At 57.9% G+C, this 19,565-nt stretch carries 19 protein-coding genes; 7 read left to right on the top strand and 12 right to left on the bottom strand.

Going from position 1 to position 19,565, the window contains the following annotated elements; translation table 11 throughout:
- Positions 1–70: 70 nt before the first annotated feature.
- Positions 71–784, top strand: a complete 714-nt coding sequence (gene mpaA, locus KO1_RS11705) for a murein tripeptide amidase MpaA (protein ID WP_064406931.1) — start codon at positions 71–73, stop codon at positions 782–784.
- Here the strand turns inward: mpaA and ycjG are convergent.
- Entirely contained in the window at positions 775–1,740 is a 966-nt protein-coding gene (gene ycjG / locus KO1_RS11700; protein ID WP_023329594.1) for an L-Ala-D/L-Glu epimerase, read from the bottom strand. The two genes, mpaA and ycjG, sit on opposite strands and share 10 nt — an antisense overlap.
- A gap of 101 nt (positions 1,741–1,841) precedes the next feature.
- Between ycjG and tpx the strand changes: the two genes are divergently transcribed.
- Positions 1,842–2,348 (top strand): thiol peroxidase, encoded by a 507-nt coding sequence (tpx, locus tag KO1_RS11695; protein WP_004101479.1) that lies wholly within the window; start codon positions 1,842–1,844, stop codon positions 2,346–2,348.
- 45 nt (positions 2,349–2,393) lie between these two features.
- Here the strand turns inward: tpx and KO1_RS11690 are convergent, their stop codons facing one another.
- The 9 genes from KO1_RS11690 to pspA form a co-directional block, all read right to left on the bottom strand.
- Complete coding sequence (locus tag KO1_RS11690; RefSeq protein WP_004101477.1) at positions 2,394–3,449, bottom strand: AbrB family transcriptional regulator; 1,056 nt, start codon at positions 3,447–3,449, stop codon at positions 2,394–2,396.
- Between the two features lie 127 nt (positions 3,450–3,576).
- The gene (gene tyrR, locus KO1_RS11685; protein ID WP_004101475.1) at positions 3,577–5,118 is read right to left on the bottom strand and encodes a transcriptional regulator TyrR; all 1,542 of its coding nucleotides are present in this window, start codon (positions 5,116–5,118) and stop codon (positions 3,577–3,579) included.
- A 285-nt stretch (positions 5,119–5,403) separates the two neighbouring features.
- Entirely contained in the window at positions 5,404–6,465 is a 1,062-nt protein-coding gene (locus KO1_RS11680; protein WP_004112463.1) for a YcjF family protein, read from the bottom strand.
- On the bottom strand, positions 6,462–7,859 hold the full coding sequence (locus tag KO1_RS11675) for a YcjX family GTP-binding protein (protein WP_024274060.1): 1,398 nt from the start codon (positions 7,857–7,859) through the stop codon (positions 6,462–6,464). Before KO1_RS11675 ends, KO1_RS11680 begins: the two co-directional genes overlap by 4 nt.
- A gap of 89 nt (positions 7,860–7,948) precedes the next feature.
- Positions 7,949–8,263 carry a thiosulfate sulfurtransferase PspE gene (gene pspE, locus KO1_RS11670; protein ID WP_004112461.1) on the bottom strand — a complete coding sequence of 105 codons (315 nt, stop codon included), beginning with the start codon at positions 8,261–8,263 and terminating at the stop codon, positions 7,949–7,951.
- A gap of 33 nt (positions 8,264–8,296) precedes the next feature.
- Entirely contained in the window at positions 8,297–8,527 is a 231-nt protein-coding gene (gene pspD / locus KO1_RS11665; RefSeq protein ID WP_004101464.1) for a phage shock protein PspD, read from the bottom strand.
- Positions 8,528–8,546: 19 nt separating this feature from the next.
- Positions 8,547–8,906: an envelope stress response membrane protein PspC gene (gene pspC / locus KO1_RS11660; RefSeq protein WP_024274059.1), complete on the bottom strand. Its 360-nt coding sequence runs from the start codon at positions 8,904–8,906 to the stop codon at positions 8,547–8,549.
- A complete protein-coding gene (pspB, locus tag KO1_RS11655; RefSeq protein ID WP_004101459.1) occupies positions 8,906–9,130 on the bottom strand; it encodes an envelope stress response membrane protein PspB in 225 nt (74 codons plus the stop codon). The genes pspC and pspB overlap by 1 nt, the downstream gene beginning before the upstream one ends.
- A 50-nt stretch (positions 9,131–9,180) precedes the next feature.
- The gene (pspA, locus tag KO1_RS11650; RefSeq protein ID WP_004101456.1) at positions 9,181–9,849 is read right to left on the bottom strand and encodes a phage shock protein PspA; all 669 of its coding nucleotides are present in this window, start codon (positions 9,847–9,849) and stop codon (positions 9,181–9,183) included.
- A gap of 152 nt (positions 9,850–10,001) precedes the next feature.
- Here pspA and pspF point away from each other — a divergent pair, with 152 nt between their 5' ends.
- A complete protein-coding gene (gene pspF / locus KO1_RS11645; RefSeq protein ID WP_024274058.1) occupies positions 10,002–10,991 on the top strand; it encodes a phage shock protein operon transcriptional activator in 990 nt (329 codons plus the stop codon).
- Here pspF and KO1_RS11640 read toward each other — a convergent pair.
- Together KO1_RS11640 and KO1_RS11635 are read right to left on the bottom strand one after the other, a co-directional pair.
- The gene (locus KO1_RS11640; RefSeq protein ID WP_004112458.1) at positions 10,982–12,373 is read right to left on the bottom strand and encodes an MFS transporter; all 1,392 of its coding nucleotides are present in this window, start codon (positions 12,371–12,373) and stop codon (positions 10,982–10,984) included. The two genes, pspF and KO1_RS11640, sit on opposite strands and share 10 nt — an antisense overlap.
- Before the next feature lie 25 nt (positions 12,374–12,398).
- Positions 12,399–13,568 carry a M20 aminoacylase family protein gene (locus tag KO1_RS11635; protein ID WP_064406930.1) on the bottom strand — a complete coding sequence of 390 codons (1,170 nt, stop codon included), beginning with the start codon at positions 13,566–13,568 and terminating at the stop codon, positions 12,399–12,401.
- A 168-nt stretch (positions 13,569–13,736) separates the two neighbouring features.
- On the opposite strand from KO1_RS11635, the gene KO1_RS11630 reads away from it, so the two are divergent.
- The 4 genes from KO1_RS11630 to sapB all read left to right on the top strand — a co-directional run bounded on the left by KO1_RS11630 (position 13,737) and on the right by sapB (position 19,474).
- Positions 13,737–16,049, top strand: coding sequence for a helix-turn-helix domain-containing protein (locus KO1_RS11630; protein WP_064406929.1), 2,313 nt, complete (start codon positions 13,737–13,739; stop codon positions 16,047–16,049).
- Between the two features lie 165 nt (positions 16,050–16,214).
- Complete coding sequence (locus KO1_RS11625; protein WP_016808546.1) at positions 16,215–16,499, top strand: hypothetical protein; 285 nt, start codon at positions 16,215–16,217, stop codon at positions 16,497–16,499.
- 369 nt (positions 16,500–16,868) lie between these two features.
- Positions 16,869–18,512: an ABC transporter substrate-binding protein SapA gene (gene sapA, locus KO1_RS11620; protein ID WP_004101448.1), complete on the top strand. Its 1,644-nt coding sequence runs from the start codon at positions 16,869–16,871 to the stop codon at positions 18,510–18,512.
- Positions 18,509–19,474: a putrescine export ABC transporter permease SapB gene (gene sapB / locus KO1_RS11615; RefSeq protein WP_004101442.1), complete on the top strand. Its 966-nt coding sequence runs from the start codon at positions 18,509–18,511 to the stop codon at positions 19,472–19,474. Before sapA ends, sapB begins: the two co-directional genes overlap by 4 nt.
- The last annotated feature ends 91 nt before the right edge of the window (positions 19,475–19,565 follow it).

Raw genomic sequence — 19,565 nt, 5'->3', positions numbered from 1 at the left:
TGGAAACTATTTGATTCCGGGACGGTTTTACACAACACTGCTGAAAAATAACCTGATAACAGGATGCCCTATGCCCGTTTCTCGTCCTCGCCCCCAGCGCGGTGATTTTCCGCCTGGAACCCAACGCTACGGCCAGTCTTACCTGGGCGCGCCGCTGCTGTGGTTTCCGGCGCCGCTGGCCGATAGCCGTAGCGGCCTGATCCTTGCCGGTACTCACGGCGATGAAAACGCCTCCATCGTCACCCTCTCCTGTGCGCTACGAACCCTCAAGCCAGAGCTGCGCCGTCATCACGTGGTGCTGGCGGTCAACCCTGACGGCTGTCAGCTGGGGCTGCGGGCTAACGCACGCGGTATCGACCTGAACCGGAATTTTCCAGCGGCGAACTGGAAGGAAGGAGAAACCGTCTACCGCTGGAACAGCGCGGCAGAGCAGCGCGATGTCGTTCTACTCAACGGCGAAAAGCCAGGTTCGGAACCCGAGACCCGGGCGCTGTGCCAGTTGATCCATCAGATCCACCCGGCATGGGTGATCTCATTTCACGATCCGCTGGCCTGCATTGAAGACCCCGGCCACAGCGAACTGGGGCACTGGCTGGCCGATGCGTTTAGCCTGCCGCTGGTGGGTAGCGTCGGCTATGAAACGCCCGGTTCTTTTGGCAGCTGGTGCGCCGATATAGGCCTGCCCTGTATCACCGCCGAATTCCCGGCAATATCCGCCGACGAAGCAACGGAGAAATATCTGCAGGCCATGACGGAGCTGCTGCACTGGCACTCTCAGAGATGAAGCACCCCGGTGCTGAAGCGCAGCGCCGGCTCGACATCCACGGCCAGCCATGTTGGACCATCAAGATCGGCAAAACGGGCCAGCGGCGCCAGCGGTAGCGCCGCGCTAATCGCTCTCGACGTACACAGCATACAGCCCAGCATCCGTGCAAACCCCAGGCGTTCTGCCTCCTCCGCCAGCAGCAGCGCTTCAGTCAGACCACCGGTCTTATCCAGCTTGATATTAACCATTTCATAGCGGCCGCGCAGCGCCGCCAGGCTATCGCGAGTATGGCAGCTCTCATCAGCGCAAATAGGCAGCGGATGGATAAAATTCGTCAGCGCTTCATCGGCCCCAGCCGGAAGGGGTTGCTCCAGCATCGCGACGCCGACGTCCGCCAGCAGCTGACAGCGCTCGGCCAGACCGTCGCTGCGCCAGGCTTCATTGGCATCGACGATGAGCGTTGCCTGCGGAACCGCCTCGCGAATGGCAATTAACCGCTCGCTAATCAGATGGTCATCAAGCTTCACTTTCAGCAGCGTGGCACCTTTCTCCCACAGGGCCGACGCGCTGGCCGCCATCTGCTCGGGGGTGCCGATCACCACCGTTTGCGCCGTAACCACCCGCTTGGGCAGCGTCACGCCTAACAGCTGCGAGATGCTTTTACCCGCGCTGCGCGCCTGCCAGTCCCAGAGCGCGCAGTCCACTGCATTACGCGCGGCCCCTGGCGGCAGCAGGCGTTGAATCTGCTCTCGAGTGACGCCCCGCTCAATCTGTTCGCCGATCGCCATAATCTGCGCCATCACCGAGGCGATACTCTCTCCATAACGAGGATAAGGCGTGCATTCCCCCGTGCCCTTGACGCCATTCTCTTCAATTTCCACCACCACGACTTTTGCCTCGCTGCGGCTGCCGCGGGCGATCACAAAAGGGCTATGTAGCGGCCAGGCTTCTTCATAGACTCGCAGATTTCGCATTCCCTGAACCTCGCAGGTAAGTATTAAAAGGATTTGCCGTGCCGATGACGGATGTCATACACTAGCCGCGACGTTAACTATATGTAAACAGGAAGATAACCATGTCACAAACCGTGCATTTCCAGGGCAACCCCGTTTCTGTTCAAGGCACCATTCCGCAGGCAGGCGCTAAAGCGCAGCCGTTTACGCTGGTGGCCAAAGATCTCTCTGACGTCGCGCTGAGCCAGTTTGCGGGCTCCCGTAAAGTGCTGAACATTTTCCCAAGCATCGATACCGGCGTTTGCGCGGCATCGGTACGTAAATTCAACCAACTGGCGTCAGAACTGAACAACACCGTAGTGCTGTGCATTTCCGCCGACCTGCCGTTCGCCCAGTCACGCTTCTGCGGCGCTGAAGGCCTGAACAACGTCGTGACTCTGTCCACTCTGCGCGGTGCGCAGTTCCTGGCCGACTACGGCGTAGCGATCTCCGCGGGCCCGCTGGCCGGTCTGGCAGCGCGTGCTGTGGTCGTGATTGATGAAAACGACCAGGTGGTATACAGCCAGCTGGTGAATGAAATCACCGAAGAGCCGGACTACGACGCAGCCCTGGCCGCGCTGAAAGCGTAATATCCCCACCAGGTAACGTAAGCCCTCGTTAAACGGGGGCTTTTTTTATTCCCGCGTCGCATAGCGGGAGATAAAGCGCGCAATCGCCGGGCCGGTCAGCAAGATAGTGAACAGGCGCAACGTCTGCATCGCCATAATAAAAGACATATCCGCCCGCGTGCCGGCAGCGATAATCGCTACCGTGTCCAGCCCGCCCGGGCTGGTCGCCAGATAGGCGGTCATAAAGTCCAGCGGTAAAACCTGCGTCAGTCCATAAGCCATCAGCGCACATAGCAGAATCAGGCCGATAATCGATGCCAGGATCTGCGGCAGGGTTTTTAACGCCAGCAGGAAGATCTGTTTATTAAACTTTAGACCAACGCTCCAGCCAACGGCGGCATAAGCCAGCGCCAGCAGCCACTCAGGGAGTTCAAGCTGCAGCCAGCCTTCTCCCTGCACCAGCGCGCCGATCAGCATCGGGAAAAGCATCGCACCGGACGGAAAGCGCAGACGCAGCCCCAGCCATCCCGCGGCCGCCGTCACCAGCAGCGTAAGCGGTAGCTGCCAGCTTATCGGGGGAAACCAGGCGACCTGCTGAGTCATCTCCTGGGCTTCGCCGCCGAGCGCAACGCGAACCACCAGCGCCGCGGCGCCGGCAACAAAAAGTACGCGCAAATACTGCATCAGCGCCACCAGTCGAACGTCGGCGCCGTACTCCTGGGCCATAATAACCATCGCCGAAGCGCCGCCCGGCGAACTTCCCCACGCACCGGTGGCGCCGGGTAGCGCGCTATAGCGCACCAGCAGCCATCCCGCCAGCGCGCTGATGGCGAGCGTGGAGAAGAGAATCAGCAGCACCAGCGCCCAGTTTGCCAGCAGAACACCGAAAATCGAGGGCGTCAGGCTACGGGCGATCATGCAGCCGATAATCATCTGAGCGGCAATAAAAAAGGGTCGGGGAACGCGGATTTCCGCGCCGCGAAGGCTCAGGCAAATGCCGGCAATCATCGGCCCCAGCAGCAGCGCGGCCGGGAGGTGAAACCAGAACAGCGCAAAAGAGATCGCGCTGGAGAGCACCAGCAGTTTCATCCACTGAAAAAAACGACTACGCCAGATCCACATGCGTATTCCTGCAAAAAAGAGGGTAAAAACGCAGTATATACAGATTCATTCGCCGCCAGGCCCCCTCCTTTTTCTGGAAATGTTCTGGAAATGCCGACCGACGGCGCAGGCAACCGGTCGGCGGGAATTACTCGTCGCCTTTTTTCTGGCTCAGGCCGTACTCGCGAAGTTTATTGGCGATGGCGGTATGCGAGACGCCAAGCCGCCTGGCCAGTTTACGCGTGCTGGGGAAGCTACGATAAAGCTGGGTAAGCACCGAGCGCTCGAAACGGCGCGTGATATCATCCAGCGAGCCTTCCATCGCTTCTTCGCCAACCGCTAATGACGAGACGTCGTGATCCGGCAGCAGGATATCCTGAGGGCGCAGTTCAAAACCGTCCAGCTGAGTCAGGGCACGGTAAATCGCGTTTTTGAGCTGGCGCACGTTGCCTGGCCAGCTATAGCGCGTCAATACGCTGTTCAAATCGGCAGAAAGTTTCGGCCGCGGGATACCCTGCTCATCGGCGAAACGCGCCACAAACAGTTCGGTCAGCGGCATGATGTCCTGCGGACAATCGCGCAGCGGCGGTAGATAGAGCGTCAGCACGTTAAGACGATAATAGAGATCCTCGCGGAACAACCCTTTTTGCACCAGCTCCACCAGGTTTTTCTGCGTCGCGCAGATCACCCGTACATCTACGTGGACTTCATGATCTTCCCCGACCCGGCGGAAGGTTCCATCGTTGAGGAAGCGCAGCAGCTTAGTCTGCATTCGCGGCGACATTTCGCCAATTTCATCCAGCAGAACCGAACCGCCGTTAGCCTGCTCGAAGAACCCCTTTTTGCCCTGGATAGCGTCGCCAAACAGCTCGCTCTCCACCGCGTCCTCCGGAATGGAGCCGCAGTTCAGGGCCAGGTAAGGTTTCCCCGCTCGCGGGCTGGCGAGGTGGCAGGCGTGAGCGAGCAAATCTTTACCGGTACCGGTATCGCCGACGATCAGCAGCGGCGCGCTGAGCATAGCCAGCTTGCGAGCCTGCTCGACGACGTGGCGCATTTTCGGGCCTACAGCGAGGATCTGGCTGAAGGCGCTGGTATCCTGAATGGTCATCGTTTGCAGCTGACGCCCCATACGGACCGTTGAACGCAGCATCGCTACCGCGCCGGTCAGCACCTTCTCGCCGTGTTCGCCTTCGAGATAAACCGGGGTGATCTCCAGCAGGAAGTTCTGCCCGTTAACCACCACGTGCTCGGCGTGGGACTCCTGCGGACTATTTTCCAGCCAGCGCTGGACGTTAAAATCGGTAATCAGCTGTGCGACCGGATGGCTGCGCAGCTTCTCCTGGCTCTGGCCAAACAGCTGGCAGCTGGCCGGGTTAGCCAGTTCGACTTTTCCTTTGGTGTCGAGAGAGAGCACAGGCTCCGGCATCGCCACCAGCAGCGCGCTGAGCGCCAGATGTTCACGTTCTGACGGCATCCACGCCACGGTGCGCACGTCGGTGACGCCGGCGATACGACGAATTTCCGCCATCAGACTGCTGAAGCTAGCGAACTCCAGCTCGGCGAAATTGAGATAAATTCGGCCAATAGGGTCAATGTCGATACCCCGCAGGTCGATACCGCGCAGCACCAGTAAATCGAGCAATTCACGAGTCAGACCAAGACGGTCTTCACAAAAGACTTCAAGACGCATAGGAGTTTTCACCCTAAAGAGGCCAATAACGGATGAATAATAGGACAGTTATTTGCTGGCGTGAAGATAGCTGTCAACAATTATTGACAGTATGGCGGAAAAATGGCCTTTCTGCCGTAAAGTTATGCGCTCAGAGAGGAAAATGGCAATAAAGAACCGGTCGTCATCGCCGCTGCTTTTCTCCCCGGATTGCGCTGCGCATCGCCGTGAGACAAGTGACAGCCTTCTGTGGAGCGGTAGCCCGGCTAAGGCGCTCACGCCGCAAGCCGGGAATGCTTAAGCGACTTATTTTTCCGCGCCGCTTTTGCTCTTCTGCAACGTCTCTTTTAGCTGGCCGATCAGCTCGCGGCGGAAGTCCCCCAGCCGCGGTTTATCATCGGCGATCCACGGCAGCGGGCGGCAGAGCTCCATCGCCTTGATACCCAGCCGCGCGGTCAACAGCCCGGCGCCAATCCCCTGCGCCGCGCGCGCCGATAGCCTGGCTGCCAGATCCTGCGACATCCAGTCCATCCCGACTTCCCGCACCAGCTCGCTGGCGCCGGCAAAAGCGATATTCAGCAGCACCAGACGGAACAGGCGCAGGCGGCTGTAGTAGCCGAGCTCAATACCGTACAGAGTGGCGATGCGGTTGATGAGGCGTAAATTACGCCAGGCGATAAACGCCATATCCACCAGCGCCAGGGGACTGACGGCAATCATCAGCGTCGATTCCGCCGCCGAGCGGCTAATCTCACGCCGCGCCTGCGCATCCAGCACCGGCTGCACGATCTGCGCGTACAGGCTTACCACTTCACGATCGTTTTGCGTTTCGTGGATCGCTGCATACCAGCGCTGCAGCGCCGGATGCGATTGATCGAGACCCGCCTGCCGGGCCAGCTTTTCGCAAAAGGCACGCCCTTTGCCGACCGCATGACTATGCATCAGGTCCCGCGCCTCATCGCGCTCGTGCGCGCGCTGGCGTAACCGCCACAGACGGCGCCATTCGGTTGCTACCGAGCCGACGCCCGCCCCGACAATCAGCGCGCCGGCTGCGCAGCCGCCGAGGGCGATCCAGTCTTGCGTTTGCCAGGCGGTCATCGTCCACTGCACGCCCTGCGCTACGACGCTGACGCCAAAAATAGCCAGCCCGGCGCTGACCATCTTTCGCCACAGGCTGCGCTTAGGCCGCAGCACCGACTCCACTACCGCTTCCGCCGCCCCCTCTTCTTCTTCCGGCGCGTCAAGGCGCGCAGGGGCGAACTTCTCCGCATCCGCGCCGTCAAAAGCGCGAGCGGATTTCAGAATTTGCGCCTTTTCCACCTCCAGCGGGCCGTCGAAATCAATACGCGGTTTTAAGGGTTCGGTCATCGCAATTTATCTCCGATCAAAAATTCCAGCGCCGCGTCGAGGCGAATATGCGGCAGCGGTTTATCAACATCCATCACTTGCGGGCGGAAGTTTTCAAACTGAAAGCCCTGCTGCTCCCAGAAGGCCTGACCCGGCAGGCGCGCGGGCACTTCCCCGGGATAGACGGTCAGCGGCTGTCCGTCGCTTAGCCGATGCCCCCGCAGCGCAGGGATCTTCTCCCCGTTCACCTCAATAAGCCCGCTCTGCGTCGCCTGAATCGACGCCAGACCCAGGCAATCCATGCTGATGCCTTCAAACGCCGCGTTCTGCCAGGCATCCTGAATCAGCTGCTGCAGCAGCGATACCATATTGCTGTGCTGATCGACGGTGACGTGATCGGCTTTGGTCGCGGCGAACAGCAGCTTATCGATAACCGGTGAGAACAGACGACGAAACAGCGTGCGCTGGCCATAGTGGAAGCTTTGCATCAGCTGCGTCAGCGCGAGACGCATGTCGTTAAACGCCTGAGGCCCGCTGTTAAGCGGCTGCAGGCAGTCCACCAGCACAATCTGCCGGTCGAAGCGGAGAAAATGATCTTTGTAGAAGCCTTTCACCACTTTCTCGCAGTAGTATTTAAAACGCTCGCGCAGCATTCCGGCATTGGTCGGTTTGTCCGCCTGCGCCAGCTTAGCCTCACCGGCGGCATCAACGTCCGGCCAGGGGAAGAACTGCAGCGCCGGCGCGCCAGCCATTTCGCCGGGCAGCACAAAGCGCCCGGGCTGAATAAAATGCATCCCTTCGCGCTTACAGCTGTGCAGATAATCGGTCCACGCCGCGGCGATCTCCGCCAGACGGGTTTCATCGGCGGGCGCAAGCGGATCCAGCCCTTCGCAAAGCTGCCGCCAGCGCGCCGACCACGCCGCCCTCTGCCCCTGCAGCAGTCCGGTCATCTGTCGTGACCAGGTCAGGTAATCCTGGGCCAGCATCGGCAGATCCAGTAGCCACTCGCCGGGATAATCGACAATCTCCAGGTAGAGCGTCGAAGTCTCTTTAAAATGGCGCAGCAGCGAATCGTTAGAGCGATAGCGCAGAGCGAGGCGGATTTCGCTGACGCCGCGGGTGGGCGTCGGCCAGACCGGAGGTTGTCCATAGAGCTGGGCCAGCCCTTCGTCATAGGTAAAACGCGGAATGCCAAAATCCCGCTGCGGGACGCGCTTGACGCCCAGCAGGCGTTCTTCTCTGGCCGCGCTAAGCAGCGGCAGCCGTGCCCCGGCGTGGATATTCAGTAGCTGATTGACCAGTGCGGTGATAAACGCGGTCTTGCCGCTGCGGCTAAGACCGGTGACGGCCAGACGGAGATGCCGGTCAACCCCACGATTCACCAGCGCATTAAATTCTGTTTTGAGTCGCTTCATCGCCATCCTGTTGAGCCTGAAGAACGAGGGAAATAGACATGAGGGCTAATCAATAAAGTGCAATAGCCCCGCTGCGGCGGGGCTGACGGTTAGTGGCTGGCGCTTTTCGGCATCGCTATTTGACTGAGGCCGCCGGCATTCACCACCTGCGTGTAGCCCATTTCGCTCAGCAGCTGCTGAGCCTGGCCCGACTGTCGGCCAACGTTACAATAGACGTGAATGGTATCGTTTTTATCCGGCACTTCAGCCGCAATCCGCGATTTTAAATCCGCCAGCGGTATGTTCACCGCGCCGTCAACGTGTTCTTTTTGATACTGCTGCGGAACGCGGACGTCAATCCAGTGCTCCGCCGCGAAGGCGGGTAAAGCCATCGCCAGCGCTAAACCCAGAAACAATTTTCGCATTTTATCATCCTGATAGAGTGAGTTTTTAGGCACTCATAACATACGCCATCCACGACGTTTAGAAAACCGCTGCGCCGCCCGGCTGAGCATCGGTTCCAGAACAAGCATCAGCAGCATTTTCAGCGGCCGACGCGCGACGGATTTTACCGCCCAGCCAGCGACGCCCGCCGGGCCGTAGCGCAGCGCGGTGAGCAGCACCAGCTTGCCTGCGATTTTCAGACCCGGTTTAACTTTTTGCCCGGCCTGCTGCCATTTCATGTTCATTATTAACCTCAACTTTCAGTTATAGCTGACGAAAACGACTGCGTAGCGAAAAGGTGTCAGAGGTGACGTAGCGTTCCATTTCACGCAGACGGCGCTCCCCTGCAGCCAGCTCCTTATCCGCAGCAGCCAGCAGTTCTCCGCTGCTCGGCATTTTTTCACCATACAGCTTGCTTTCCGGCATAGGATCCAGCGCAAACGAGAGAATGATGTAGGCCACCACCACAAACAGGAACAGGCCAAAAATCATTGCCAGTACGGTAATCAGGCGCACCAGCTTAACCGGCACGTCCAGGTACTGCGCGATACCGGCGCAAACGCCTTTGACCATGCCCTGCTGTGGAATGCGCCACAGTTTTTTACTCAGATCCAGTCCGCCCATTATTTTTCTCTCCAGTTCGGATGCTCAGCGTCAAGAATGGCTTCCAGCGCCTGAATACGCTCGCGCATGCGCTTTGCGTCATCGGTCAGCTGCAGCAGGCGCTGCTGCTCGTTTTGCGATAAACTGCCGCTGGCGGTGCGGTTGTTGTAATGCAGCCAAAGCCAGACCGGCAAAACAAACAGCACAAACAACGTCAAAGGGATGGCGAGAAAAAGCATGCTCATGTGAACTCCTTGCAGATGGCGGCGGCACGTCTCGGTGCCGCCCGAATTCATTACTGGTTATTTTGATTCATTTTGGCTTTCAACGCCGCCAGCTGCTCGCTGATTTCATCGTCCGCTTTCAGATCGGCGAACTGCTGATCCAGCGATTTATCTTTACCGAAGCGGTGGCTTTCGGCTTCGGCTTCCATATGATCGATACGGCGTTCAAACGATTCAAAGCGCGCCATCGCCTCATCAATCTTGCCGCTGTCCAGCTGACGACGAACGTCGCGGGAGGAACTTGCGGCCTGATGGCGCAGCATCAACGCCTGCTGACGGGCGCGCGTTTCGCTCAGTTTATTCTCCAGCTCGCCAATCTCTTTTTTCATCCGCGCCAGCGTTTCATCAACCAGCTGCGCTTCATTTTCCAGGCTAGCGATCAGGTCGGTCAGCTTCTGCTTCTCGATCAGCGCCGCACGAGCCAGATCCTCTTTCTCTTTACGCAACGCCAGTTCGGCTTTCTCCTGCCATTCCGCCTGCTGCGCAACGGCCTGTTCAATACGACGGGTCAGCTGTTTCTTTTCAGCCAACGCCCGCGCCGAGGTCGAACGCACTTCAACCAACGTGTCTTCCATCTCCTGGATCATCAGTCGAACCAGCTTCTGCGGATCTTCCGCTTTCTCCAGCAGAGAGTTAATGTTGGCGTTCACGATGTCGGCAAAACGAGAAAAAATACCCATAATTTCAATCCTCATAGTTCTGGTATCAGGCACCGGCCTGTGCCATCACTAATACAAATGCCGTGCCAACTTTTTATCTTATTGATTTTAATAGAAGTGGTTGTTATCTGGCCAACGCATTGCTAAAGTGACCTGGTGAATCACACTACTTAATGGCGAAATTCATCATGGCGGAATACAAGGACAACCTGCTCGGCGAGGCCAACAGCTTCCTGGAAGTGCTGGAACAGGTCTCAAGACTGGCGCCGCTCGATAAACCGGTGCTGGTGATTGGCGAACGCGGAACCGGTAAGGAGCTGATCGCCAGCCGCCTGCACTTCCTCTCTTCCCGCTGGCAGGGGCCGTTTATCTCGCTGAACTGCGCTGCGCTGAATGAAAACCTGCTCGATTCCGAGCTATTCGGTCATGAAGCCGGGGCATTTACGGGGGCCAGTAAACGCCATCCGGGGCGCTTCGAGCGCGCCGACGGCGGTACCCTGTTTCTTGATGAGCTGGCCACCGCGCCGATGCTGGTGCAGGAAAAGCTGCTGCGCGTGATTGAGTATGGCGAACTCGAGCGCGTCGGCGGCAGCCAGCCGCTGCAGGTTAACGTCCGCCTGGTGTGCGCGACCAACGCCGATCTGCCACAAATGGTGGAAGATGGGCTCTTTCGCGCTGACCTACTCGACAGGTTGGCTTTCGATGTGGTGCAGTTGCCGCCGCTGCGCGAACGCCAGAGCGATATTATGCTGCTCGCCACCCAGTTTGCTATCCAGATGTGCCGCGAACTCGGACTGCCGTTGTTTCCCGGCTTTAGCGAACGCGCCGCCGTGACGCTGCAGAACTACCGCTGGCCGGGGAATATCCGTGAATTAAAAAACGTGGTGGAACGGTCGGTTTACCGTCACGGCAGCAGTGAAAGCGAGCTGGATAATATTATTATTAACCCCTTCCGCCAGCAGCAAACTGCCCCGCCCGCTGCAGCAGAAAAGGCGCCCGGCCCCATGTTGCCGCTCGATTTGCGCGCTTTCCAGCAGGAGCAAGAAAAAAGCCTGCTCGAGAGAAGTCTCGAACAGGCAAAGTACAATCAAAAGCAGGCGGCCGAGCTACTGGGGCTAACCTATCACCAACTGCGGGCGCTGCTGAAAAAGCATCAGCTTTGAGCTATGCGCGGCAGCAGCAGCGCGCTCAGCGTCATTGAACCGAGACAGAGCGCGGCGTTAAACCACAGCGCATACTGCGCCGCGCTGGCCATTCCCAGCGGTAAAAACAGCGCAAAAAGTGACGCTGTCACCGCTATACCCATCGCCCCGCCGAGCGAACTACCCATCTTATAAATTCCCGACGCCACCCCGACCTTATTCTCGGGAGCGTTGACCACCGCGGTGTCCGTTGACGGAGTAGCGTAGCAGCCCAGTCCAAAGCCAAACAGCACGTTGCTGAAAAAGACCGTGACGATATAGGTCGATTTATCGAGAAAGGTGCAGGAAATAAGCAGGATGCCAAGCGCGGTAAAAACCGGGCCGGCGATCATCGGCAAGCGCGCGCCGTAGCGTTGCAGCAGCTTTTCGCCCACCCGGATCATCGCCAGCACGGTGACCAGGTAGCCGAGCGTCATCATTCCGCTCTCCAGCGGGCTTAGATGGTGCCCCTGCTGGAGCCAGATGCTGGCAATCATCATGGTACCGATGGCGCCGTTGAGCAGAAAATTCGACAGCACCGCGGCGCTGTAGGCCCGGTTACGAAACAGCGCAAAATCAATCAACGCCGCGTCGCCCTTACGCCTACCGCTGCGGATAAAAAATAACCCCGCCGCCACCGCGCCGCCCAGCATCGTCAGCGAGGTTCCGCTGCTCCAGCCCCAGCCGTGGCCTTTGCTGATAAACAGATTTAACAGCACCAGCGCAAGGATCAGGCTGAGCAGGCCGCTGATGTCCAGCTTATGCTGCTGCGCGCTGGCGCTGCGGCTCTCCGGCGTACCGCGCAGTAAAAACAGCGCCGCCAGCGCTACCGCGATGGAGAAAACAAAGATCCAGCGCCAGCCCAGTCCGGTAGCAATCGCCCCGCCGACAAACGAGCACAGCCCGCTGCCGCCCCAGGAGCCGATGACCCAGAAGCTGACCGCCCGCTGGCGCGCTTTACCTTCATACCAGGTTTTTATTAATGCCAGCGTCGCCGGCATGATGCAGGCGGCCGATAGCCCCTGTAAAACGCGTCCGGCCAGGAACAGCGCGGGTCCCTGGGAGAGCACCAGCATTGCGCTGCCGGCTATGCTGAGAATCAGGCCCAGGGTGGTCATGCGCATGCGGCCGAATTTATCCGCCAGCCCGCCGCTGGCGACCACAAAGCAGCCGCTGAACAAGGCGCTCAGGCTCACCGCCAGGGTCAGGGTTTCCAGCGAAATATCAAGGCTGCTTTTCATTGCCGGAACCACGTTAATCACCGACTGGGCAAACAGCCAGAAGGTCAGAACGCTCAATACAATACCCGCCAGCAGGCGATCGGTGCCGACGAACTGCGCTTCGCTTAGCGATACAGAACTCATAGCAGGGTCCTCTTCGTTGCGGAGATTAACGCAAATAGTGTTCCGTCAGGGCGCACCACAGCGCGGCGCCTTTTAGCAACAGGGCATCGTTGAAGTCATATCCCGGGTTATGCACCATACAGCGATCCGCTTCATCCCCCGCTCCGATGGTGAAATAGCAGCCGTTCGGATTACGCTCGAGCATAAAAGCAAAATCTTCGCTGCCCATAAACGGCTTCACTTCGCCGACCAACTCCTCGCCAAATAGCGAAGCCGCCACCTTCCGAACCATCTCATTGGCTGCCGGATCGTTTCTTAAAACCGGGCTGCCGTTAACGTGGGTAATGGCGGCGCTGGCGTTAAAGCTCTCGGCCTGAGCGACGGCAATATCGTGAATGCGCTGCAGTACGGTCTCGCGAACCTGTTCGTTTAAGGTGCGCACAGTGAGCTTCATTAAGGCCTTGTCATTGATAATATTCGGCGCATGCCCGGCCTGGATGCTGCCCACGGTCACGACAGCCGGCTCAAACGGCGTGATATTGCGGGAGACAATGGATTGCAGCGCCAGGGTGATATGGCATGCCACCAGCGTAGCGTCGACGGTATGCTCCGGCAGCGCGCCGTGTCCACCAACCCCTTTGACTTCAATATGGAGAGTGTCGGATGAGGCCATCATCGCCCCGTCGCGCAGACCGATTTTGCCTAACGGTTGTCCCGGCATATTATGCAGGCCAAAAATGGCATCGCAGGGAAACTGGTCGAACAGGCCGTCTTCGAGCATAACCCGGCCGCCGTAGAGCAGTTCCTCAGCCGGCTGAAAAATAAGCTGCAGCGTGCCGTTAAACTGCCGCGCGCGCGCCAGATATTCCGCAGCGTAAAGTAAGGTGGTGGTATGACCGTCGTGGCCGCAGCCATGAAAACGTCCCTCTATCTGGCTGGCCCACGCTTTGCCGCTCATCTCATGCATCGGCAGCGCGTCCATATCCGCCCGAAGTCCCAACCGTTTTTGACCGTCGCCTGCGCGTAAGGTACCGACCACGCCGGTTCCCGCCAGACCACGATGGACCTGATAGCCCCACTCGCCGAGCAGTCGGGCCACCTCTTCGCTGGTTTTATGCTCTTCAAAACCGATTTCCGGCTGCTGGTGGAAACGGCGACGAAGAGCGACAAACTGCGCCTCATTAACCTGTAATGCCTCAATAATCGGGTGTGTCATTTTTATTATTCCTGTGTTGTGTTTGCACGACACTTTCGAGTTTATGCATCCATGGCGGCTTTAAAATGCGCCTTTTTGTTTTATAGTGACGGATTATTAATGAGTGTTTTTCATACAAAACGGTTATGACAAAAAACAACACGCTGTTTTTTGTCTTCAGGAGGCTGCATGGATCATCATTCAGGCGACTTTCAGGTTACGGTTCGCGATATCCGCCAGTTGAGCCAGCAGGAAAACGAGACGCTGACGCTAATATGGCTGCTTGAGGGCAGCGTCGAACTCCGCGATGGCGAGTCGGGCCGGAACCTGCAGGCTGATGAACTGGCGATAGTGAATCGCCATCGCCGCTGGAGCCTGCACAGCAAGACGGCGAACGTCGTGATGGCGCTGTCGCTGAACGCTGGATGGCTGACCCGCCTCGACGGCGATTTTTTTGCCTCTGCCTACCAGAGCAGCAACAAAACCCACGATGCCGAAGATACCCTGCGCTACCTGATGCGCCAGCTGCTGGTCCTCGGTCTGGTCAATCCGCAAGCCCACTACCGGCTGGAGGCCAACCGCTGGCTTAGCGAAATTGCTCTTCTGCTGGCGTCACGCTTCAGCCGTCCCCTCACCGCCCAGGCGCCTCGCGGAGCCGAACGCTGGAGTCAGCGAATAAATCGGGTAGTGGCGCGAATCGACGCCAACTATCAACGACGCCTGTCGCTGCAGGAGATAGCCGCCGCCGAATTTGTTTCTGAGGCCTGGCTATCGCGCCTGTTCCGCAAAGAGGTGGGCGTCAGCTTTATGCAATACATCACCGGGCTTCGCCTGCGTAAAGCTACTGAGCAGTTGACGATGACGCGTAAATCGATACAGCAAATCGCTCAGCAACAGGGCTTTGCCAGCAGTCGGGTGATGAGCGACCTGTTTAAACGTGAACACGGTCTGACGCCGCGCCAGTTTCGCCATCAGCATCCGCAAACGGCGGTTGAATCCCCTCGTCCACGCGTTCAACGGGCTGAACTATGGCAACCGGTGTCTATAGACAGGCTATATTCCCGGCTCAATGCGCCGCAGATCAATGGGTTGGATAGCCCGCCGCTGCGGCTCAATCCCCAGCAAACCCGTCATCTTGATGTGCGCCAGCTACCGGCGCGCGGTACGCCGCTGCGGCACACGCGCATCGTCGTTACCGTTCGGGAACTGGATGACCTGCTGCGCGAGGATGTCCGTCAGGAGCTCGAAGAACTGCACAACTCGCTGCCGATATTCGCCATCGACGTTCACGATCCGTTTCTCAGTAGCCGCCTGTTCGGTACCGGCTGGGACGATGCGCAGCTGGCCGGGTATGCGTGCTGGTATAACCTGCAGCGCATTTTTAGCTGGCTGGCGTCGATGGGCTGGGCGGTAATACTGCATACCGGTATCACCACTCGTGGCGATCTGCTACAGCGTTTTCTGCACCTGTCCGCCAACCATTTTCCACCGGCAACCCTCGCCAGCTGGCGTTTTGTCTGGCACTGGTCCCCGCAGGCCAGCGATGAGGCGCGCCAGCATGCCTGGCGGCAACAAAAAACGATCCTCCAGGCGCTTTCGCCGCAGTCGGCGCTGGGGATCTGGCACCGCTTTTCACAAAACGTGGAGGACGATCCCCTCTTCTGTTCACCGCTGCTGGCCGAGGCGGATTTTCTTGCCTGCCAGGCAGATGCGAATGAACTGCTGGATCTGGCGCAGATTGATAGCCAGAGGCTGGCCGCCAGCGAGAATTACCCGGTGCTTAAAATGCGCAAGCTCCACAGCGCGCTGCGCCAGCGGCAGCTGCTGTTACCGCTTTGGCTACTGTCGTGGAATACCCTGACCGGCGATACTCGCGACACCAACGGCCGTTTCTTTCGCGGCGCGCTACTGATGGATAATCTGCTGGGGCTGGCAGACCAGGTGTGGCTGGCGGGGTTCTGGCTGAATTCCGGGCTGCAAGGGGAAGCCGGCGCTAACGGCAAGCTTGATACCTCCAGCCTGGCGCTGCACTATCTCCACGGTTTGCCGCGACCGGTGTATTGGGTCTTGTGGCTGTGGCGCAGGCTGCGGGGCGAAGTGGTGATTAACGAAAAAAATTTGCTGCTGCTGCGCGATAACGGCCATTACCAGTTGCTGCTGCGCAATACGGTGGTTTTCAATCCCTGGCTTTCCAGCGAGGAGGCGTTTATCCAGCGCTTTAGTCAGCCATGGAGCGTGCGCCTGCTCGGCCTTGATGGACGCTGGCGCATCAAACATCATCTCTTCGATCGGCATCATGGCGCGCTCTTTCCGCTTTTCGAGGCTTTTCGCAGCCAGAGCGGCCCGGATGAAGAAGAGTATCGCTGGCTGATGCACCAGGCGCGCCCGGCCCTGCGCGTGAGCGAAGAAACGCCCGCAAGCGATCGATGGCAGCTCGTCGATTCGCTGGAGAGCAACGCGCTGGCGCTGTATGAATTTACGCCTCTTAATGACATGAAGTGACAGCGTCACATGAATGGTTACCATGACCTGCGGAGGCAAACAGGGACAAAGTTAAGGGTTTTGGATGCGCCCGGGCCGTCATCATGGTTAAACATTTGTAACTGGTAAGATATACTGATGTGAACTATCATCGGCGCATGATGACTCAATGGACTGAAAATACAGATGATTCCGGTTAATTCCTCAACGCTTGGCCGCTATGCCGCGCACGTCAGCCTGGTTCATACCATGAAAAGCCACAAAGCCCCGGCGCTCACGGTCATGATGATCTTTTCAGACCTGCTTATTCGTTCAACCGAAGATTCCTATCGTCTGCAAGGCTGGGAAATCACGCCGCAAAAAAGCGGCCTGGTGCTGCGTACGTATGTCGCGAACCATCCTGATGGCGGAAAGCTTGAAATCACCCCAAAAGACTATATTGCACGTTATAACCGGCTCCTGCCGCTGTAGCGCCCCTTTCTCCGGCGGTCATGCCGGCACGGCTCGCTGGAGAATCCTCAAATAAAAAGCTACCATATGGCAAACGTCTGGGCGTCTGCGGCGCAGAGAAGCGCTATGCTTACGACAATACGTGCCCGCGAGCCGTTCTACATTTGAATCGATGAAATTCATATTTGCGCTTCCCGTCTCTTCGCCTGTTGCCAAACGCAGGGTGAATTAAGAGGTATACTCGAAGTTAATAAGCGGTATGAATTTGAATTAGTTGGTCAAATAACCGACGCAACCATCGCTTACATTATCTCCATAAGCAATAAGGTGGTGGTAAATGTTATTTAATATTAATAAGATAGAGCCTTGCTCTATAATCAATAAGAAACTATGCGCCTGAAATTGTCTTCTCTCCTGGCAGCGGTGTCTATGCTGTACGGGCAAGCTTTTGCCGCGCCCGCCCTGCCTGCTAACGCGGATATTCGCGATAGCGGTTTTGTTTATTGCGTAAGCGGCCAGGTTAACACCTTCAACCCACAAAAGGTCAGCAGCGGTCTGATTGTCGATACTCTTGCCGCCCAGCTGTACGACCGACTGCTTGATGTTGACCCCTATACCTACCGCCTGGTCCCGGAACTGGCAGAAAGCTGGGAGGTGCTGGATAACGGCGCCACCTACCGCTTCCACCTGCGCAATAACGTGCCGTTCCAGACCACCGCCTGGTTTAAGCCGACCCGCAATTTCAACGCTGACGACGTGATTTTTACCTTTGGCCGGATTTTTAACCGCGACCATCCGTGGCACAACGTGAACGGCAGCAGCTTCCCCTATTTCGATAGCTTACAGTTCGCCGACAGCGTCGAAAGCGTGCGTAAGCTGGATAACCACACCGTTGAATTTCGCCTCAAACGACCGGATGCTTCCTTCCTGTGGCACCTGGCTACCCACTACGCCTCGGTGATGTCGGCGGAGTATGCCGCAAAGCTGGCTCAGAGCGATCGTCAGGAGCTGATCGATCGTCAACCTGTTGGCACCGGCCCGTTCCAGCTTGAGGAATATCGCAGCGGGCAATATATTCGTCTGCAGCGCCACCCGGCCTACTGGCGAGGTAAACCGCTGATGCCGCAGGTGGTGGTCGATCTGGGCTCCGGCGGTACCGGACGACTGTCAAAACTGCTGACCGGCGAGTGTGATGTGCTGGCCTGGCCGGCTGCGAGCCAGCTCTCTATTCTGCGCGACGACCCGCGCCTTCGCCTGACCCTGCGCCCGGGAATGAACATCGCCTGGCTGGCGTTCAATACCGCTAAGCCGCCGCTCGATAATCCGGAGGTCCGTCACGCGCTGGCGTTGGCCATCAATAATCAGCGTCTGATGCAGTCAATCTATTACGGAACGGCGGAAACCGCAGCTTCAATGCTGCCTCGCGCCTCCTGGGCCTATGATAACGACGCCAGAATCACCGAATATAATCCTGCGGAAGCTCGCGCCAGGCTTAAAGCGCTGGGGCTGGAACAGCTGACGCTTAAACTATGGGTCCCGACCAGTTCGCAGGCCTGGAACCCCAGCCCCCTGAAAACCGCCGAGCTTATCCAGGCGGATATGGCGCAAATTGGCGTGAAGGTGATCATTGTGCCGGTCGAAGGGCGTTTTCAGGAAGCCAGATTAATGGATATGAGTCATGATCTGACGCTTTCCGGCTGGGCAACGGACAGTAACGATCCGGACAGCTTCTTCCGTCCGCTATTGAGCTGCGCGGCGATTGCCTCACAAACCAACTATGCTCACTGGTGTCATCGTGAATTCGACGACGTGCTGCAAAAAGCGCTGACATCCCAGCAGCTGGCTTCGCGCATTGAAGCTTATAAAGAGGCCCAACGCATTCTTGCTGATGAACTGCCGGTTCTGCCGCTGGCTTCCTCCCTGCGTCTTCAGGCCTATCGTTACGACATGAAAGGCCTGGTGCTGAGTCCGTTTGGCAACGCCTCTTTTGCCGGCGTCTCGCGGGAAAAAGAAGACGAGGTGCAAAAACCATGATTATTTTTACCCTGCGTCGCCTGCTGCTGCTGCTGATTACGCTCTTTCTGCTGACGTTTGTCGGTTTTAGCCTGAGCTATTTTACGCCTCACGCGCCGCTGCAGGGCGCCTCGCTGTGGAACGCCTGGTGGTTCTGGTTTGAGGGCGTGCTGCACTGGGATTTTGGCGTCTCCAGCATCAACGGGCAGCCGATCTCGGAGCAGCTTAAAGAGGTATTCCCTGCCACGATGGAGCTGTGTATCCTCGCCTTCGGCTTCGCGCTGGTGATCGGGATCCCCGTCGGCATGCTGGCGGGGATTATGCGCAACAAATGGCAAGATACCCTGATTAGCGCCCTGGCGCTGCTGGGCTTCTCGATCCCCGTATTCTGGCTGGCGTTGCTGTTGACCCTGTTTTTCTCCCTCACCCTGGGCTGGTTCCCGGTCTCCGGGCGCTTCGACCTGCTGTACGAAGTGAAATCGGTCACCGGCTTTGCGCTGATCGACGCGTGGCTTTCCGATTCGCCGTGGCGTCATGAAATGATCGTCAGCGCGGCGCGCCATATGGTGCTGCCGGTGCTGACCCTCGCAGTGGCGCCGACGACGGAAGTGATCCGTCTGATGCGCATCAGCACCAGCGAAGTGTACGACACCAACTATGTCAAAGCTGCGGCCACCCGCGGCGTATCGCGGCGGACAATTTTACACCGTCACGTACTGCATAACGCCCTGCCGCCGGTGATTCCGCGCCTGGGTCTGCAGTTTTCCACCATGCTAACGCTGGCGATGATTACCGAAATGGTCTTTAGCTGGCCGGGACTGGGCCGCTGGCTCATTAACGCCATTCGCCAACAGGACTACGCCGCAATCTCAGCGGGCGTGATGGTCATCGGCGCGCTGGTGATTATTGTGAACGTGATATCCGATATTTTGGGGGCTATGGCTAACCCACTGAAACATAAGGAATGGTATGCCCTACGATAGCAGTTACAAATAAAAAAATACCATTTAAATACAAAAAGTTAGGTTTTATTATTGTGATTTTTCCGGATTTTAATACACAATTTTGTACTCA

Origin of the sequence: Klebsiella oxytoca NBRC 105695, assembly GCF_001598695.1 — a bacterium.
GTDB lineage: Bacteria > Pseudomonadota > Gammaproteobacteria > Enterobacterales > Enterobacteriaceae > Klebsiella > Klebsiella oxytoca.
The sequence above is the reverse complement of the archived record's forward strand: the minus strand, read 5'-3'. Positions and strand labels throughout refer to the sequence as shown.